16 protein-coding genes are annotated in these 16,136 nt (G+C 71.3%); 7 read left to right on the top strand and 9 right to left on the bottom strand.

Annotated elements, in window-relative coordinates; all coding sequences use genetic code 11:
* Nucleotides 1-325: 325 nt before the first annotated feature.
* Nucleotides 326-475, top strand: a complete 150-nt coding sequence (locus tag ACIHCL_RS26770; protein WP_399865601.1) for a hypothetical protein — start codon at nucleotides 326-328, stop codon at nucleotides 473-475.
* A gap of 492 nt (nucleotides 476-967) precedes the next feature.
* Here the strand turns inward: ACIHCL_RS26770 and ACIHCL_RS26765 are convergent, their stop codons facing one another.
* Nucleotides 968-2,413, bottom strand: coding sequence for an MDR family MFS transporter (locus tag ACIHCL_RS26765; protein WP_399865599.1), 1,446 nt, complete (start codon nucleotides 2,411-2,413; stop codon nucleotides 968-970).
* A gap of 299 nt (nucleotides 2,414-2,712) precedes the next feature.
* On the opposite strand from ACIHCL_RS26765, the gene ACIHCL_RS26760 reads away from it, so the two are divergent.
* Nucleotides 2,713-3,474 carry a phosphoglyceromutase gene (locus ACIHCL_RS26760; protein WP_399865598.1) on the top strand — a complete coding sequence of 254 codons (762 nt, stop codon included), beginning with the start codon at nucleotides 2,713-2,715 and terminating at the stop codon, nucleotides 3,472-3,474.
* 144 nt (nucleotides 3,475-3,618) lie between these two features.
* Here the strand turns inward: ACIHCL_RS26760 and ACIHCL_RS26755 are convergent, their stop codons facing one another.
* Nucleotides 3,619-3,987, bottom strand: coding sequence for a hypothetical protein (locus ACIHCL_RS26755; RefSeq protein WP_399865595.1), 369 nt, complete (start codon nucleotides 3,985-3,987; stop codon nucleotides 3,619-3,621).
* A 203-nt stretch (nucleotides 3,988-4,190) separates the two neighbouring features.
* Entirely contained in the window at nucleotides 4,191-4,787 is a 597-nt protein-coding gene (locus ACIHCL_RS26750; protein WP_399865592.1) for an AAA family ATPase, read from the bottom strand.
* Nucleotides 4,788-4,962: 175 nt separating this feature from the next.
* Between ACIHCL_RS26750 and ACIHCL_RS26745 the strand changes: the two genes are divergently transcribed.
* Complete coding sequence (locus tag ACIHCL_RS26745; RefSeq protein WP_399865590.1) at nucleotides 4,963-5,211, top strand: hypothetical protein; 249 nt, start codon at nucleotides 4,963-4,965, stop codon at nucleotides 5,209-5,211.
* Complete coding sequence (locus ACIHCL_RS26740) at nucleotides 5,208-5,450, top strand: hypothetical protein (protein ID WP_399865589.1); 243 nt, start codon at nucleotides 5,208-5,210, stop codon at nucleotides 5,448-5,450. The genes ACIHCL_RS26745 and ACIHCL_RS26740 overlap by 4 nt, the downstream gene beginning before the upstream one ends.
* A 225-nt stretch (nucleotides 5,451-5,675) precedes the next feature.
* On the opposite strand, the gene ACIHCL_RS26735 is transcribed toward ACIHCL_RS26740, so the two are convergent.
* The 3 genes from ACIHCL_RS26735 to mshA form a co-directional block, all read right to left on the bottom strand.
* Nucleotides 5,676-6,449: a hypothetical protein gene (locus ACIHCL_RS26735; protein WP_399865586.1), complete on the bottom strand. Its 774-nt coding sequence runs from the start codon at nucleotides 6,447-6,449 to the stop codon at nucleotides 5,676-5,678.
* A gap of 440 nt (nucleotides 6,450-6,889) precedes the next feature.
* Nucleotides 6,890-7,384, bottom strand: a complete 495-nt coding sequence (locus ACIHCL_RS26730; protein WP_399865719.1) for a YbjN domain-containing protein — start codon at nucleotides 7,382-7,384, stop codon at nucleotides 6,890-6,892.
* Nucleotides 7,385-7,547: 163 nt separating this feature from the next.
* Entirely contained in the window at nucleotides 7,548-8,900 is a 1,353-nt protein-coding gene (gene mshA, locus ACIHCL_RS26725) for a D-inositol-3-phosphate glycosyltransferase (RefSeq protein ID WP_399865585.1), read from the bottom strand.
* A 355-nt stretch (nucleotides 8,901-9,255) separates the two neighbouring features.
* Here mshA and ACIHCL_RS26720 point away from each other — a divergent pair, with 355 nt between their 5' ends.
* The 3 genes from ACIHCL_RS26720 (at nucleotide 9,256) to ACIHCL_RS26710 (ending at nucleotide 13,927) form a co-directional block, all read left to right on the top strand.
* Nucleotides 9,256-10,035, top strand: a complete 780-nt coding sequence (locus ACIHCL_RS26720; protein WP_399865584.1) for a class I SAM-dependent methyltransferase — start codon at nucleotides 9,256-9,258, stop codon at nucleotides 10,033-10,035.
* 380 nt (nucleotides 10,036-10,415) lie between these two features.
* Nucleotides 10,416-11,528 carry an NlpC/P60 family protein gene (locus tag ACIHCL_RS26715; protein ID WP_399865581.1) on the top strand — a complete coding sequence of 371 codons (1,113 nt, stop codon included), beginning with the start codon at nucleotides 10,416-10,418 and terminating at the stop codon, nucleotides 11,526-11,528.
* Between the two features lie 677 nt (nucleotides 11,529-12,205).
* Complete coding sequence (locus ACIHCL_RS26710; protein ID WP_399865580.1) at nucleotides 12,206-13,927, top strand: SpoIIE family protein phosphatase; 1,722 nt, start codon at nucleotides 12,206-12,208, stop codon at nucleotides 13,925-13,927.
* On the opposite strand, the gene ACIHCL_RS26705 is transcribed toward ACIHCL_RS26710, so the two are convergent.
* From ACIHCL_RS26705 to ACIHCL_RS26695, 3 genes are all read right to left on the bottom strand, one after another.
* A complete protein-coding gene (locus tag ACIHCL_RS26705; protein ID WP_399865578.1) occupies nucleotides 13,909-14,241 on the bottom strand; it encodes a DUF2516 family protein in 333 nt (110 codons plus the stop codon). The genes ACIHCL_RS26710 and ACIHCL_RS26705 overlap by 19 nt on opposite strands.
* Nucleotides 14,242-14,666: 425 nt before the next feature.
* Nucleotides 14,667-15,362: a hypothetical protein gene (locus ACIHCL_RS26700; protein WP_399865577.1), complete on the bottom strand. Its 696-nt coding sequence runs from the start codon at nucleotides 15,360-15,362 to the stop codon at nucleotides 14,667-14,669.
* A 27-nt stretch (nucleotides 15,363-15,389) separates the two neighbouring features.
* Entirely contained in the window at nucleotides 15,390-15,896 is a 507-nt protein-coding gene (locus ACIHCL_RS26695; RefSeq protein ID WP_399865574.1) for a helix-turn-helix domain-containing protein, read from the bottom strand.
* Between the last annotated feature and the right edge of the window lie 240 nt (nucleotides 15,897-16,136).

Below are 16,136 nucleotides of genomic sequence, written 5' to 3'. Positions count from 1 at the left end.
CCGCGGCCGGGCGAGCCCTGGGTGCGACGGCCGATGGACGCTGGGGGCGCGGCCACAAGCCCTCGGTGCGCCGGTCGACGGGGCCGGGGGCCGAGCGACCGGGCGGCGGGCGGCTGGGCGGCTGGGCGGCCGATGAGCCTCTCGGAGACGGGCGGCGTGCGCGGTCGCATTCCGATCGCACACGCGTTCTGCGCATGTGCGCCGTTGATGCGCCCGCCCCTGTGGGCATCCAATGGGGTGGGGCGGCACGTCTTGTCCGTACGCCCCCGGCCGTGTGTACGTCGCTCTCGGCGCACGGCCCTGTCGTACGCCTTGAGGAGGAACCATGGCCGATTCCCCCACGACCGAACCCCGTCAGGAGGCGCCCGCCGACGCGGTGCACCTGCCCCTGCTCGGCGCCTGTGGCTGCGGCTCGGGCTGCGGCTGCGGCTGCCAGTCCGGGGCCCCGTGCCAGTGCGGCGGCTGCTGCGGCTGACCGACCGTCACAACGCGGAAACGGGCGGGGGGGGCGGCGGGGGCGGCCCCCCCCCCCCCCCCCCGCGCCCCGGGGGGGGCCCCCCCCCCCCCCCCGCCCCCCGGGGGGCCCCCCCCCCGCCCCGTGCGCCGCAGCCGTGGGTACGTTGAGCTTCTGCGGCTTCTGCGGCCGTACACGCTTGCGTCCGTACGCGCACCTCACATCCGCGCCCCGATGCGCGCCCCGTATGCACCAGACGCGCCGGGCCAGGCCCGGATCACTCCGGGGCCAGGTACCCGAGTGCGTCGGGTTGCGTCGGCGCAATGTGCCGCGGTGCGCCGGGAGGTATCGGCGCACGTTCCTTAGCCGCCACGCGGTCGGCGTATCGCCACGCCCTGCACCGCGCCACGTCGCCGGGGGACGTGCACCACTCCGGAACACCGGACAACTGAGCGCCGCTCCGGATCTCCGGTCAGCCCATCACCGCTCCTGGACATCGGTCAGTCGACCTTCTCAGCCGGCCTCCACGGACACCTGCCCGGACGCCGACGGAGTGCACGCCCCGTCCGGCTCGTCCTTCCCACTCTCACCCCGGGCAGACCCGGCCTGACCGTTCACCACCTGTCCGGTCCCCGTCCGGTCCTTCGCCGTCCCTCCGCTCTCGGCAGCGTCTTCGCCCTCGGACACCGTCACGGGCCCTCCGGGAAGGTTCCGCATCAGCAGCCAGTAGCCGAGCGCGGCCCCGGTCCCCAGCACCGTGCACATCCCCCACAGCCACTGCGCCCCGAAGCGGTCGATGACCTGGCCGGACATCAGCGGCGCGACCAGCGCCGCGGCGGACCAGGACATCGTGTACATGCCCTGGTACCGGCCGCGTCCCTCGGTGGGCGAGAGCCTGACGACCAAGCCGGTCTGGATGGGCGAGTTCACGATCTCGGCGACCGTCCAGACGCAGATCGTCAGCGCGTACACGGTGACGGAACCGGCGAACATGGTCAGCCCGAATCCGTACCCCGCCAGCAGGGACGACACGACGAGCAGCCGACGGGGGTCCCGGTGCTCGATGAAGCGGGTGACCGGGATCTGGAGCACCACGATCAGCACACCGTTGACGGCGATGGCGGTACCGAAGTCGGAGCTGGAGAACCCATCCGTCCCCATGGCCACCGGCAGCCCCACGTATCCCTGCTGGAAGATCAGGGCGATCACGAAGGACAGCCCGACGACGCTCATGAACCGGCCGTCCCGCAACACCGTGGAAAGCCGCACCTCGCCCGACCGCCCGGCCCCCGCCCGGTCCGAGACCGCCCCGCCGCCGGCCGTCCGGCCGGACGCTGCCGCCTTCCCGGGCCCTGACTCGGGCCCCGGTCGCGACTCGGGCACCTTCGCGAAGACGACGACGGCGCAGACCAGCGTCATCGCGGCCTCGCCCAGGAACCCGGCGAGATAGCTGTACTCGGCGACGAAACCGGCTCCGGCCGACGAGACGGCGAAGCCGAGGTTGATCGCCCAGTAGTTCAGTGAGAAGGCCCTCACACGATCCTCGGGCCGGACGATGTCGGCCATCATGGCCTGAACGGCGGGCCGCGAGGCGTTGCTGGCCATGCCGACGACGAAGGCCACGGCGGCGATGGCCACCGGTTCGGTCATGAACCCGAGCACGGCCACGGACACGGCGGTCGAGGTCTGCGCGATCAGCATGGTGGGCCGACGCCCCAGCCGGTCCGTCATCACCCCCGCCCCCAGCGCGGACACGACACCGCCGAGCCCGTGCAGCGCGGCCACCAGCCCGGCGTACGAGGCGGAGTAGCCCCGCTCCAGGGTGAGGTAGAGCGCCATGAACGTGGCGACGAACGCCCCCAGACGATTGACCAGCGTGCTGGTCCACAGCCACCAGAACTCCCGGGGGAGCCCGGACACGGACTCCCGTGCGGCCCGTCTGAGACCGGCGACAGACATACGGAATCCCCCCAGGGTGGTGCGACGGAGCAAGCGCCATCGGTAAGCGCCCAGATGGCGATACGCACATTACGATCGTCGAATTCCGGATCGCCACTCGATTGACGTGCCCCGTCAATCGACGCGCCCCCGTCCCGCCCCGAGCCCCCTCATCGACCCCGCCCCGACCGCGTGCCGCCCCCTGCTCCTCTCTTGTCATCCACGGCTCCAGAGCCTGGTCAGGGGCCTGGTCCGGCCCTGCGCGTCCGCCCTGTGACCATCCGCGCTGCGCCCACACGGCTTCGATTACGCTCGGGGCCATGGCCGACGCACCGTACAAGCTGATCCTCCTCCGCCACGGCGAGAGCGAGTGGAACGCGAAGAACTTGTTCACCGGTTGGGTGGACGTCAACCTCACCGAGAAGGGCGAGAAGGAGGCGGTCCGCGGCGGTGAGCTGCTGAAGGACGCCGGTCTGCTCCCCGACGTCCTGCACACCTCCCTCCAGAAGCGTGCCATCCGCACCGCGCAGCTCGCGCTGGAGTCCGCGGACCGCCTCTGGATCCCCGTCCACCGCTCCTGGCGTCTGAACGAGCGCCACTACGGCGCCCTCCAGGGCAAGGACAAGGCGCAGACGCTCGCCGAGTTCGGCGAGGAGCAGTTCATGCTGTGGCGCCGCTCGTACGACACCCCGCCGCCCGCCCTCGAAGACGGCACCGAGTTCTCCCAGAGCGACGACGCCCGCTACGCGACGATCCCGCCGGAGCTGCGCCCGCGCACCGAGTGCCTCAAGGACGTCGTCGCCCGCATGCTGCCGTACTGGTACGACGGCATCGTCCCGGACCTCCTGGCCGGCCGCACGGTCCTGGTCGCCGCCCACGGCAACAGCCTCCGCGCCCTGGTGAAGCACCTCGACGGCATCTCGGACGCCGACATCGCGGGCCTGAACATCCCGACCGGCATCCCGCTCTTCTACGAGCTGGACGCGGACTTCCGCCCCGTGAAGCCGGGTGGCACGTACCTCGACCCGGAGGCCGCGAAGGCCGCCATCGAGGCCGTGAAGAACCAGGGCAAGAAGAAGTAGCCACTGGACTCAGACAGTCCCCGTCCGCGGTTCGCCGCGGGCGGGGACTCGTCGTCGTACGCGGCTTCCCGCGGCGAGAACGGTCCCGGTACGTGCCTCTCGTACGTGCCTCTCGGGTTCTCCGCCCGCGCCGTCCGGGAGTTCTCAGAGGCTGCCGAGCTCGGCGGTGAGCTCCGCGTCGCGCATACCCGGCAGGACGTACCCCTCGTTCTCGTCCCATGGGACGTCGACGTCATCCGTGTGCACGCGCCACTCCGCGCCGTCCACGGCACGGCGCAGCTCGGTCACCGAGTCGAGCACATGGGCGAGCACCGGCAGCCATCTGCCGGGGTCACTCGGCAGTTTGGTGGACCCGGCGAGGATCTCGCCGTCCACGTCGTAGAGGTAGAGGTTCTCCTCGTCGTCGTACGGGAACGCCGCCATGCGGGCGGCGACTACGCGCTCGACCGCGGCGGCCTCGGGACCGGTCAGTGGCTCTGCTCGGCAGGCGCTGTAGTAGACGGAAACGCTCATGGCCCGAGCGTACGACGGAGGTGTGACAACACCGGTCGGACGAACAGGCGGGGCCGGGGGAAGGGGCGGAGGCAGGGACTGGGACAGGGACAGGGGCAGAGACTGGGGTTTGGTGGCGGTTTTCTGATCGTGGCGGGGACGCGAGGCACGTCGGACCGGACGGTGGTCGCGCAGTCATGCCTGAGGTCGCCGGGGATTCCCCCCTACCCCAACACCCGCGCCACGCGCCCCGTGAGGCTGTCCCAGGGGCGGCACTCGATCACCGGCAGTCCGTGCCTGGCCGCCTGGTCGGCGAGCCAGTGCGAGTACGCGGCGCTGACCCGCGCCCGGTGGTGCTGCGGGCCGGCCGCGGGTTCCCGGCGGCCGTAGTTGGCGGTGATCCGGTCCGGGTCGTCCTCGTGCAGGAACACCGCCCGTACGCGGCGGCCCGAGGCGGCGGACTCGTCGATGGAGCGGGCGACGGCCGCCGGGGTGAGGTAGTCGCCCTCGATCACGGCGGGGGCGTCGACGGTCAGGCGGTTGCGGACCACGCCCATCACCGCGGGTTCGAGGGCGCGGGCGGTGGCGATCTGGAGGTCCAATACCTCGTCGACGGGGAGTCGCGAGGTGTCGGGTAGGCCGTCGAAGTGGTGGACGGCGGGGTGGTGTTCGGCGGTCGTCATCGCCTCGACGGCGCTGACCACGTCGTCGAACTCGACCACGAACGCCGCGTGTTCGACCGCCAGCCGGGCGGCCAGCCGACTCTTGCCGATGCCTGACGCCCCACCAATCAGCAATATGTCCCATGATGTTCCTGTCATGGGGCGAACGTATCGCGAGGGTTACGTCTCAGCCACGGCGCCTGGCGCTACCGTGAGGCCGAGCAACGTCCCGTGCACGGGCGGAAGTCCACACCGCGCGGGTCGCGTCTGCGCGGGTGCGACAGTGGCCCGGGCAGGCTGTGCGCGGAGAGCAAGGAGAGCGGGGAGAGCAACCATGGGCGAGCCCCTGAAGACCTTCGTCGGCGGCGCCGAAGTCGACGTGCCCAACAGCATTCCGGCCATCCGTGCCGCATTGCCCGAGGAGAGACGCGAGGAGTTCGATCGGGCCATCAACGACGCCGGGATCGGTGAGATCCAGGCGGTCATGCGGCACTGGATGCTGGAGGCCGTACCCGATCCGGAGGCCGAGAAGATCCTGGACCGACTGGCACAGGACGAGGCCGAGAGGCGGACTGTCGCTTGAGTTTCCGCATCTCCTACGCACCCCCCGCCGACGACACCCTGGCCAAGATGCGCGAGAGCGACGTCTTCCGGGACGAGATGGCCCGCACCCTGGGCCGGGACCCGTACGGGCACGGGTCCACCGCCGTCAAGAGCGAGCGCGACCGCCGCGAGGCGACGGTCGCCGGGGCGATCGTGCTCTATTACGTGTCCGGGTCGGTTCTGATCGTCACGGTGGTGAGGCTGGTCCCGCTGCCGTGAACGGCCGGACCGGCCCGGCCGTTCATGCCGCCCCTCACCCGCACGCCCCGGGCCGGACGCCCACCGATGAACGGCAGGCCCCGGTACGTCCCGTCACCCGCGCATGACGCGAGCCGGAACCTGAACGCGACCGGAACCGGATCCCGGCCGGGACCTGGTCGGAACCCGGCCGGAACCTGCCCCCGGCCGGAGTCCGAGACCGGGCGCGGACCCGGAACCGGGCGGCTACGCCAGCTTCTTGGCCTGCGCCTCGACCACCGCGGTCGGCAGCTCGAAGTCGCCGCCCTCACCTATCGCGGCCAGGTTCATGGAGGAGAACGAGGCGAACGAGGAGCCCTGGCGCATGCCCACCAGCTTGAGCAGAAGCTTCTCCCCGTCAGCGTCCATCTCCACCGTCCAGGCTGTCGCTTCCTCACCGGCCTTGACCTGAGCCTCGGTGACCTTCGTGATCTTGTTCTTGGCGCCCGCGGTCGTGAACTCGAACCCGCCCGCGCACTCGGTGGCGGCCTTGCGCAGCGCGGCGATCGAGTCGGCCGCGCCCGTGCCGTCGTACGAACCGAGCGCGAGCTGCGTCGTCGTAATGTCCGTCGCCGCCTTGAGCTTCTCCTCGGCCTTCAGGCCCTCCTTCTTCTTGGGCTCGCTGACGACCGTCCGCTTGGCGAGCGCGGCCGGCTCGCCGACCTCGGCACCCATCAGCGCGTTCGCGAGCGGAGTGCAGGCCGCGTTCTCGGACTTGATCTCGTTCTTGGAGATCACGTCCTTGGCCGCGGCCTCGGCGATCTTGTGCCCCTCGACGTCGCCCTGGGCCAGCGCGGCCTTCTCCAGCTCGGCGGCGGTCAGAGCCTTGACGTCGGCCGGCTTCGCGGCGGCGGGCTCCTTGCCCTTGGCGTCCGATCCCTTGTCACCGGAGTCCGAGCCGCCGCCACAGGCGGTGGCGAGCAGGGCCACGCACGCCGCGGTGGCGGCAAGGGCGGTACGGCGTATGGCGGTGGGTCGCATGGTCCGGTTCCGTATCTACGAGCAGGTCTTTCAGGTTCGATTCACTTTAGAAGTAAAAATTTGTTTGATGATCAATCAGATGGGTAAAAGCATTCGATCGTGACGGTGATGTGATCACTCTGTGAGTAGCCTGTCCGCCGCCGCGATTCGCCGAAATCGCGGCATGAAAGGGCAAACCTGATACATGGGCGGCGCGAGCCGCGTCGTGTCATGGCTGTTTGGCGTCGTACCTGCGACCGGTTGGCGTCATGGCTCAGCCGGGCCGATAGATGTCACGCACGCAGCCGACAGGGGTCACGCGCGCAGCCGGGTGGCGTCACACCGCGGCCGGATGGCCGGGGCAGGTGGCCGGATGGCCGGGGCAGGCAGTCGGTTGGCGGGGCGGGCCACCAGTCAGCAAGGCGGATGACCGGTCGGCGGGGCGTGGGGCTGGTCGGAGGTCAGCGTTCCGGGCGCTGGGTCAGGTGCGCGAACGCCTCCAGGTTCCGCGTGGACTCTCCACGCGACACCCGCCACGCGTACTCCTTGCGGATCGCACTCGCGAAACCCAGCTCCAGCAGGGTGTTGAACGAGCCGTCGGCCGCCTCCAGGACCGTGCCGAGCAGCCGGTCCAGCTCCTGCGGCGTGATCACGGAAAGCGGCAGTTTGCCGACGAGGTAGATGTCACCGAGCCCGTCGATCGCGTAACCCACGCCGAAGAGACGGAGGTTGCGTTCCAGCAGCCAGCGGTGGACCGCCGCGTCGTTCTCGTCCGGGTGGCGGATGACGAAGGCGTTGAGGGAGAGCGAGTGCCTGCCCACACGCAACGAGCAGGTGGTGGACAGCTTGCGTGTGCCCGGCAGCTTGACGACGTAGCTTCCGGGCTCCGGGCTCTCCCATTCGAGCTCGGCGCCCTCCAGGGTGGACTCGATGACCCGTGAGACCTGCGCGGGCAGGTCCGGGTGGGCGGCACTCGCCGTCGGCCCGCCCGCACGCACGGCGTCGGCGGTCACGGAATCGGCGGTTGCCGCGTCTGCCCGTGCCGACTCGGCCGGTGCCGGGGCCGTCGGTGCCGGGTCGGCCGTCCGTGCGTCGGCCGTCACCGCTTCCTCGGGTACGTCAGCCATGGTGCGAGCGTACGCGACGGCGGCGCGCGTGCATCGCGGCCGTGTACACGTCGGCGGTGGCGGAGGCGGCGGTGTCCCAGCCGAACCCCTGCGCGTGGGCGGCGGCGGCCGCACCCATCCGGGCGACCAGCTCCGGTGCGTCCGCGAACCGGGCCAGCGCCTCCGCGTACGCCCTCGGATCGTGCCCCGGTATCAGAAAGCCGCTGATCCCGTCCCGCACCGCCACCGGCAGCCCGCCCACGGCCGCCGCGACGACCGGGGTGCCCGTCGCCTGCGCCTCGACCGCGACCAGCCCGAAGGACTCGCTGTGCGAGGGCATGACCAGCACGGACGCGGCCCGGAACCAGTCGGCGAGCTCGTGCTGGCGCACCGGCGGGTGGAACCGTACGACATCGGCGACGCCCAGCCGCGCCGCCAGCTTCTGCAGCCCTTCCGGCTTGTCGAGCCCGCTGCCGCTCGGACCGCCGACGATCGGTACGACCATTCGGGTGCGCAGCGAGGGGTTCCGCTCCAGCATCACGGCGACGGCGCGCAGCAGGACGTCCGGGGCCTTGAGCGGCTGGATGCGGCCCGCGAAGAGCGGGATCAGGGCGTCCTGCGGCAGCCCGAGGCGGGCCCGGGCCGCGGCGCGCCCGTCGGCGGGGCTGAAGCAGTCCAGGTTGACCCCAGGGTGGACGACGGCGACGGAACCGGGTTCGGCGGCGTAGAAGCGGATCAGTTCGTCCGCCTCCTCCGAGGTGTTCGCGATCAGCCGGTCGGCCGCGTCGACGATCTGGGTCTCGCCGATGACGCGGGCGGCGGGCTCAGGGGTGTCGCCCTCCGCGAGCGCGGCGTTCTTGACCTTGGCCATGGTGTGCATGGCGTGGACGAGCGGGACGCCCCAGCGCTGGGCCGCGAGCCAGCCGACGTGGCCGGAGAGCCAGTAGTGGGAATGGACCAGGTCGTAGTAGCCGGGGCGCTGACCGGCCCATGCCTGCATGACGCCGTGTGTGAAGGCGCAGAGCTGGGCGGGCAGGTCCTCCTTGGCGAGCCCTTCGTACGGTCCCGCGTCGACGTGCCGGACCAGGACGCCGGGCGCCAGATCGACCGCGGGGGGCAGTCCGCCGGTGGTGGAGCGGGTGAAGATCTCGACCTCGATGTTGATCGCGGCGAGGCGCCTGGCCAGTTCCACGATGTAGACGTTCATGCCGCCCGCGTCGCCGGTGCCCGGCTGGTGCAGGGGCGAGGTGTGTACGGAGAGCATCGCGACTCGGCGGGGCTTGCGGTGGCCGCCGGGGAAGGCCGCGGGCAACCTGAGACGCGGCGCCACACGACTGCTGCCGAGCCGGGAGACGTACTGACTCACGTCGTCCGGTCCTCCTCACTCAGGGCACGACACCGGAGGGAGCCGAGCCCCTCCCGCGGGGGGAAACAGTGGATCCACTCCTTTCATTTCCGCTTTACCAAATCATTACGTGGCGTACCGCCCGTGATCCGTGCCGCCCAGGATCGATGCGTGCCACCCGCAATCCGTGCCGCCTGGGATCCGTACCGCCCGCGATCGATCCGTGCCGCCCGCGATCCATGGCCTCGGGTTTGTGGGGCGCGCTCGGGCTCACGCCGTACGCCCCGGCGCGCGCGGCGCATTCGGGCCCGCACCGCCATCCGGCCATCCGGCCATCCGGCTGGGCGGCTGTCCGGCGGCCATTACGCTCGCTGTCATGCGCCCCATCGGCACCGCGACCCGCGGGACCACCAACCCGAACCGGCTCCGCCGCATGGACCGCTGGATCGCCGCCACCCACGGCCCGGCCCTGCGCCGCGCCGACGCCCCTCTCTCCATCGACCTCGGGTACGGGGCAGCCCCCTGGACCGCCGTCGAACTGCTCCAGCGCCTGCGCACCGCCGAACCGCGCACCGAGGTGGTCGGCGTCGAAATCGATCCGGACCGGGTCGCCGCGGCGAAGCCGTACGAGCGCGAGGGGCTCACCTTCCTGCACGGCGGCTTCGAGATCCCGGTCCCCCGCCGCCCCGACCTCATTCGGGCGGCGAACGTGCTGCGCCAGTACGACGAGGGCGAGGTGGCCCAGGTCTGGCAGCGCCTGTGCGCGCGCCTCGCCCCGGATGGGCTCCTGGTGGAGGGGACCTGCGACGAGATCGGGCGCCGGCATGTGTGGGTGGCGCTCGGGCCCGAGGGTCCGCGCACGGTGACGTTCGCGGCCCGGCTCGGCTCCCTGGACCGCCCCTCGGACCTGGCGGACCGCCTGCCCAAGGCGCTGATCCACCGGAATGTGCCGGGCGAGGCGGTCCACTCCTTCCTGCGCGATTTCGACCGGGCATGGGCCACGGCCGCCCCGTACGCCGCACTCGGCGCCCGGCAACGCTGGACCACGGCGGTACGGGCGCTGTCGGCCGACTGGCCGCTGACGGACGGGGTGCGGCGCTGGCGCCAGGGCGAAGTCACGGTGAAGTGGGCCGCCCTACGGCCCGACGCGTACTGACCCGAATGCGTACTGACCCGATGCGTACCGGCCCGATGCGTACTGACCCGACGCGTACTGAGCGGAAGGCTCGGCGGATATGTGCCCCAGGGCCGACGGCCGGGCACACCGATACCCCGGCGTGCCCATATCCCGGCGTTCCGACACCCTGGCGTTCCGATACCCCGGGCTCCGACACCTCGGCATGTGCGGAGCTCTGAGCCACCGGCCCGGCGCGTACCGGAGCCTTCAGGCCACCGGAACGACCGCCGGTGCGAACGCGGGTGCGAACGCCGGAAGAGCGTAAATGCGCCCCTGTTGCTTTTCGGTACGGCATGGCACGATCTCGCCATCGACCATAGTTACTGACTGTTAATCAGGTGCTTTCGGAGGGGGAACACGTGAAACGACGTCACTGTGCCGAAGCCGCGATCACTCTGGTTTGTGCACTGGCCCTGCTCACCGCGCCGGTCGAGGCGTTCGCCGCGCCTTCACCACCGTCCCCCGCCGCATCGCGCCACGCCTCGGACGCCGATGAGCGCGTCGACGGCGAAGGCGGGCCAAGGGCACCGAGGTCGAAGAAGAGCCTCGAAGAGGTGCGCAAGGAGATCGACGCCTTGTACCGCAAGGCGGGCACGGCCACCGACGCGTACAACCTCGCCGCCGAGAGAACCAAGAAGCAGTCCAAGGAAATCGTCAGGCTGGCCCGGGCCATCGTCGCGGGCCGCGCGGAGATCGCCGAACTCAAGAGCCAGGCGGGCGCCCAGGCCCGCGAGCAGTACCGCAGCGGCGGGCTCCCGCCCGGTGCGCAGTTGATGCTGAGCGACGATCCACAGTTGTTCCTGGATGGTGTGAACCGGGTCCGGGAGGGCCAACAGGCCGCCCGCGGCGTCCTCGGTGAACTGACCAGGGCCCAGGAGAACCTGGAGACGTACAGCAAGGACGCGAGCACCCACTGGAAGAAGCTCGAAGCCAACCGCCTCAAGCAGGCCGAGGCCAAGAAGAAGATCGAGAAGCAGATAGCGGCGGCGAAGAAGCTGGAATCCCAGCTTGAGAAGGAGGAGCGCGCCCGGCTGCTCAAGCTGGAACAGGAGGCCGCCTACCGGATGCAGACGGCCTGGCTCAGCTCCGGCGCCCTCAAGGACATCAACCGCGAGGCGAGCGCGAGCGGGAAGAAGGCGGTGGCCTTCGCGACCTCACAGATCGGCAAGCCGTACGTGTGGGGCGCCGAGGGCCCCGACTCCTACGACTGCTCAGGGCTGACGTCGCAGGCGTGGGCCGCGGCCGGGCGGCCGATCCCCCGCACCTCGCAGGAGCAGTGGCGACTGCTGCAGCGCATCGCCATCAAGGACATGCGCCCCGGCGACCTGATCATCTATCACGACGACGCCAGCCACGTCGGCATGTACATCGGCGACGGCGCCATCGTCCATGCCCCGCGGCCCGGCCGCCATGTCACGCTGGCGGGCGCGGGCTCGATGCGGATACTCGGCGTGGTCCGCCCGGACAAGTAGGAACGCCCGAGCAGGAACGCCTGAGCAGGAACGCCGCGCGGGGCAGGATGCGGCGGACGCGATACGTGCGCCCCGGCCCCTGTCCCCTTCCCACTGCCCCGTACCCGCTGCCCCGTTCCCCTTCTTACCCCGTTCCCTTCTTGTCCCGCCCCCTCCTTGCCCCGTTCCACCCCACCTTGCCTGCTCTGCCTCATTTGCTTCGCTCTGCCCCGTCTCCTCCCCGGACCGCGTTCCGCACCTGCGTTCCGTCCTTCCATACCTCCGCTCCGTACCTCCGTCCTGCACCTCCGCTCCGCCTCACGGCAGCGACTGTCGCCGCGCGGAGTGACGCACGGCCGTGTGACGCGCGCCGACACGACGGCCCATACCCTCCGCAGTGATGTGCGCCACCGCCCCGCCCCGCGTGAGCTTTCTCATGCCCGTACGGAAGGCCATGGCCCCCACCGCCCCGGCGCTCCCCGTCGAATACCTCCGAACCCCGGCGAAAACCACGACGGGAGACGGCTCACGGCCGGGCCGGGCGCGGCCCGGGACAGGGCGTACGCCCGGACGCGCGAGGTGGTCCGACCGTGATACGCCATTCCGTTACCCCGCCGCGGCCCGCTATCGTCCCCGTCTGGCGGTCGTCGTTCGTCGTCCCGCCGCACCCTCGGGGGGAGGGAAGGAAGCCCGAACCGATGCCCGTACCCGAACCGCAGGAGCGCGGTCCCCTCGCCGCGGAGAGTCCTCCCGGCACCGACCTCATCCTTCTGGTGATCGAGGACGACCCCGCGGGCACCTTCACCGTCCCGGAACTACCGGCTTCGGCGGGCACCCGCATACGTGTACGGACCGCCCGCAACCTGACCGAGGCGGAACGGCTCCTCACGGACGACGTGGACTGCATCCTGCTGGACCTGGCGCTGCCGACGGGTGCCGAGGCACGTACCGCCCGCGCCGGGACTGCCCGGGGAACGGCCAGGGCTGCCTGGGGAACGGCCGGGACCGCCCGAGGAACGACCAGAACCGCCCAGGGAACGACCGGGACCGCCGCCCGTGGGGCAACCGGGGCCGCCCAGGGCGCGGCGGGACCTGCGGGGGCCGGGGCGCCCGAGGGCACCGATGCGCTCGCGACGCTCCGGCACGTTCTGCGGCTCGCCCCGCGCCACGCCGTCCTCGCCCTCACCGCCCGGGACGACACCGAGCTGGCCGCCGAGGCGGTACGGGTCGGCGCCCAGGACTACCTCTTCCGCGGGGAACTCGACGAACGGCTGCTCAGCCGCGCGGTCCGGTATGCCGTCGAACGCAAGCGCGCCGATCTCGCCCAGCACCAGCTCACCGAATCCCGGCTGCGTGCCGAGGAGAACGCCCGCCTCGAACGCGGCCTGCTTCCCACCCCGCTGCTTGATGGCGCCGATCTGCGCTTCGCCGCCCGCTACCGCCCCGGCCGCAGCCGCGCGCTGCTCGGCGGGGACTTCTACGACACCGTCCGCACCCCCGACGGAACCGTCCACGCGATGATCGGCGACGTCTGCGGCCACGGCCCCGACGAAGCGGCACTCGGCGTCGAACTCCGCATAGCCTGGCGGGCGTTGACCCTGGCCGGACTGTACGGCGATGAACTGCTCGCCACGCTCCAGCAGGTCCTGGAGCACGAGCGGGACAGCGAGGAGATCTTCGCCACGCTCTGCACCGTCGACATCGCCCCCGACGGCCGGCACGCCGGCCTCTGCCTCGCGGGCCATCCGGCCCCGGTGCTCGCCCGGCACGGACAGGCCGCGCGCCTGCTCCCGCACGACGACGGCGGACCGGCCCTGGGGCTGCTGCCGCACGCCCGGTGGCCGCGTCGACAGATGGACCTCGGGGGCTGCTGGAGCCTGATGATGTACACGGACGGGCTGATCGAGGGACGTGTCGGTGACGGCACCCGGCGGCTCGGCCAAGAGGGCATGGTCGCGATGATCGACCGGCAGCGGGCGGAGGGGCTCACCGGCGAAGACCTGCTGGAGGCCGCGGTCACCCGCGTCCGGGAGCTGAACGGCGGCGAACTCACCGACGATGTGGCGGTCCTGCTGCTCGACCGCGACCAGGACCAGATTTGCCGGTACGCGGGGCCGGGCCGGGGTGCGCACACCGGTCATGGCTCCGGCCCGTACGCCGACCGGGTTCCGAGCGACGGTCCGGGCCCGTGCGCCGACCGGAATCCCGACATCGAACCCGGCTCGTGCACCCATCGAGATCCGAACACCGACCCCGGACCGAACACCGAACTGAATCCGGACACCGGGGCGGGGCCGGGTCCGGATGTCGGCCGGGGCCCGGACGACGACCGGGGCCGCAGCATCCCGCGGCCCCGCACTCGATCGGTTCCCCCTATGAACGCGGCGGGGGCCGCGTTCCGTCAGCGCCCGCCGTTGTAGGGCCCGTACGGCCCGTCGCTGCTGGAGCCGCCGCGCCGCCCACCGCCCGAGACCGCGTTGAGCGCGGGCCGCACATCCACCAGGAACACGATGGACGCGACCAGGCCGGCGAGCTGGAGGAACAGTATCGGCACGAAGAGGTTCACGGCGACGGCGACACCGAGGATGATGAGCCAGAAGGACTTCTGCTGCTTGTCCGCGGCCCGGTAGGCGTCCTCACGGGCCATCGCCGCCATGACCATCGCGACCACGGCCAGCACGAGCATGGCCATGTAGAGCAGCCAGATAAGTGAGCTGAATCCTGAGAGCAACATGGTGTGCACCGCCTAGTCGATGGGTGAGCTCCTCGCGGCCAAGGTACCGGGGCAACGCACCGGACACCCCGAAAAATGCCCGCCCCGACGCCGTTACGCGCGGCGGCGCCACGGCACCGCTGTCCGCGCGGCCCGTGGCGCCGGGGTCCTGCGTCGTACGGAGTTCTGCGCCGTACGGGGTCCTGCCGTGGCGCCGAGGTCCTGCCCGGCGCCGGAGCCCGGCGTCGCATGGGCCCGCGTCGTATGTGGGAGCCTCGCGTCACGCCGTCGTGCCTGCCGTCGCAGTCGGCCCCGTGCTCCGGTCCTGGCCGCGTGGCCCATTCTGGCTCCGCAGCCGAGCCCGACTCCGGGGCCGGTCCAGCCCCAGGGCCGGTTCTGAGTCCTGGGTCCTGGCTCCGCAGCCGCTCCCGACTCCGGGGTCGGTCCTACTTCGCGGTCGGCGGGGTCGTCCGCTTCGCGGCCGGCTTGCGCGCGGGCGCCTTCTTGGCGGACGCGGCCGGGGTCTTCGCCTCCGTCCCGTTGGCCTTCGGAGCCGGCGCCGCCTTGGTCTGGCCCGCTCCCGCCCTGGTGGTCGACGCCGTTCGTGCGGTTGTGGCGGGCTTGGTGCCCGTCGACGTGGTTCCGGCCGTCTTGGCCCCCGTCGTCCCGGACCCGGCGGGCCTGGACTCCTTGCGCGGCTCGACGACGGCGATCTCGACCTTCTCCTCGGCCGTCTCGCCCCGCCAGTTCCGCACGGTCTGCTCGCCGCGCTCGGCGACCCGCTCGTACGTCTCCCGGGCCCGCACCGCGTACTCCGCCGCGACGCCCAGGCTGCGCATCGCCAGGTCCTGGGCGCTGTCGCCCAGCTTCCGCAGGTCGCTGTCGAACGCCCCGACCACCTCACCGAACTTGGCCTGAACGGTGGCCTGGGCCTCCTTGGCCTGCGCGGCCATCTTCTCCTGCACAGCCTTGGGGTCGGCATTGCGCATCGCCTCGATGCGCTCGGGCGCCTCGACGCGCAGCTGCTCGATCAGCGCCGGGACCTTGCGCGCCTGCTCGACGGCGAGATCGGCCGTACCGGCGGCGAAGTAGAGAGGGGTCGGGTCGGTGAGGGTCTTGCGCAGGTCATCGGTGATGGCCATGACTGTGGTCCTCCCGGATCATCAGACTCAGTGTGAGGGTTTTGAAGGCTTCGACGGTTGTGACGACTCCGTCGGCTTTGATGTCTTCGGCAGCTTCGGCTTCGAAGCCAAGCCGGCCTCCTCGTCGCCGTCGGCCGCACGCGGGCCGTCGGTGCCGTCGGTGCCGTCGCCGGATCCGGGTCCGGGCTCGAACCCGTTCTCCTTGCGGAAGGCGTCGTAGATCTGCAGCAGCACGCTCTTCTGCCGCTCGTTCATGAACGGATCGGACAGGATCGCCGCCCGCGTCTCCGACTCCTCCCGCTCCCGCTCCTCCAGAATCCCGGCCCGTACGTACAAGGTCTCGGCGGAGATCCGCAGCGCCTTGGCGACCTGCTGCAGGACCTCGGCGCTCGGCTTGCGCAGCCCGCGCTCGATCTGGCTGAGGTAGGGATTGGACACCCCGGCGGCATCGGCGAGCTGCCGCAACGACAACTGCGCGTTGCGCCGCTGTTCGCGCAGGTACTCACCGAGATTGCCGACGTTGAGCGATGCCATACCCCGATGGTGCGCGACTTCGCTAACTTTTGCAAGCAGCCGCTTGCAAAAGTGCGTCACGCCCCTCTGCGAGTGGGTGTGACCGCCCGCGATGGTTGGCACTTAGCAGCGCCGGTGGGCACGCAGCGGCCGGTGCCCGGCCCTTCGCGGTGTGAAGGCGGTCCCGGAGCGCTGCGGGCATGTCGGGTGCAGCCCTCCCCCAACATGCGCCCAGGCCCCAGAGCTCTCCAATGTCATAGC

It is taken from the genome of Streptomyces sp. NPDC052042 (assembly GCF_044548345.1).
Taxonomy (GTDB): Bacteria; Actinomycetota; Actinomycetes; order Streptomycetales; family Streptomycetaceae; genus Streptomyces.
This window is presented reverse-complemented; position numbering and strand designations above follow the sequence as displayed.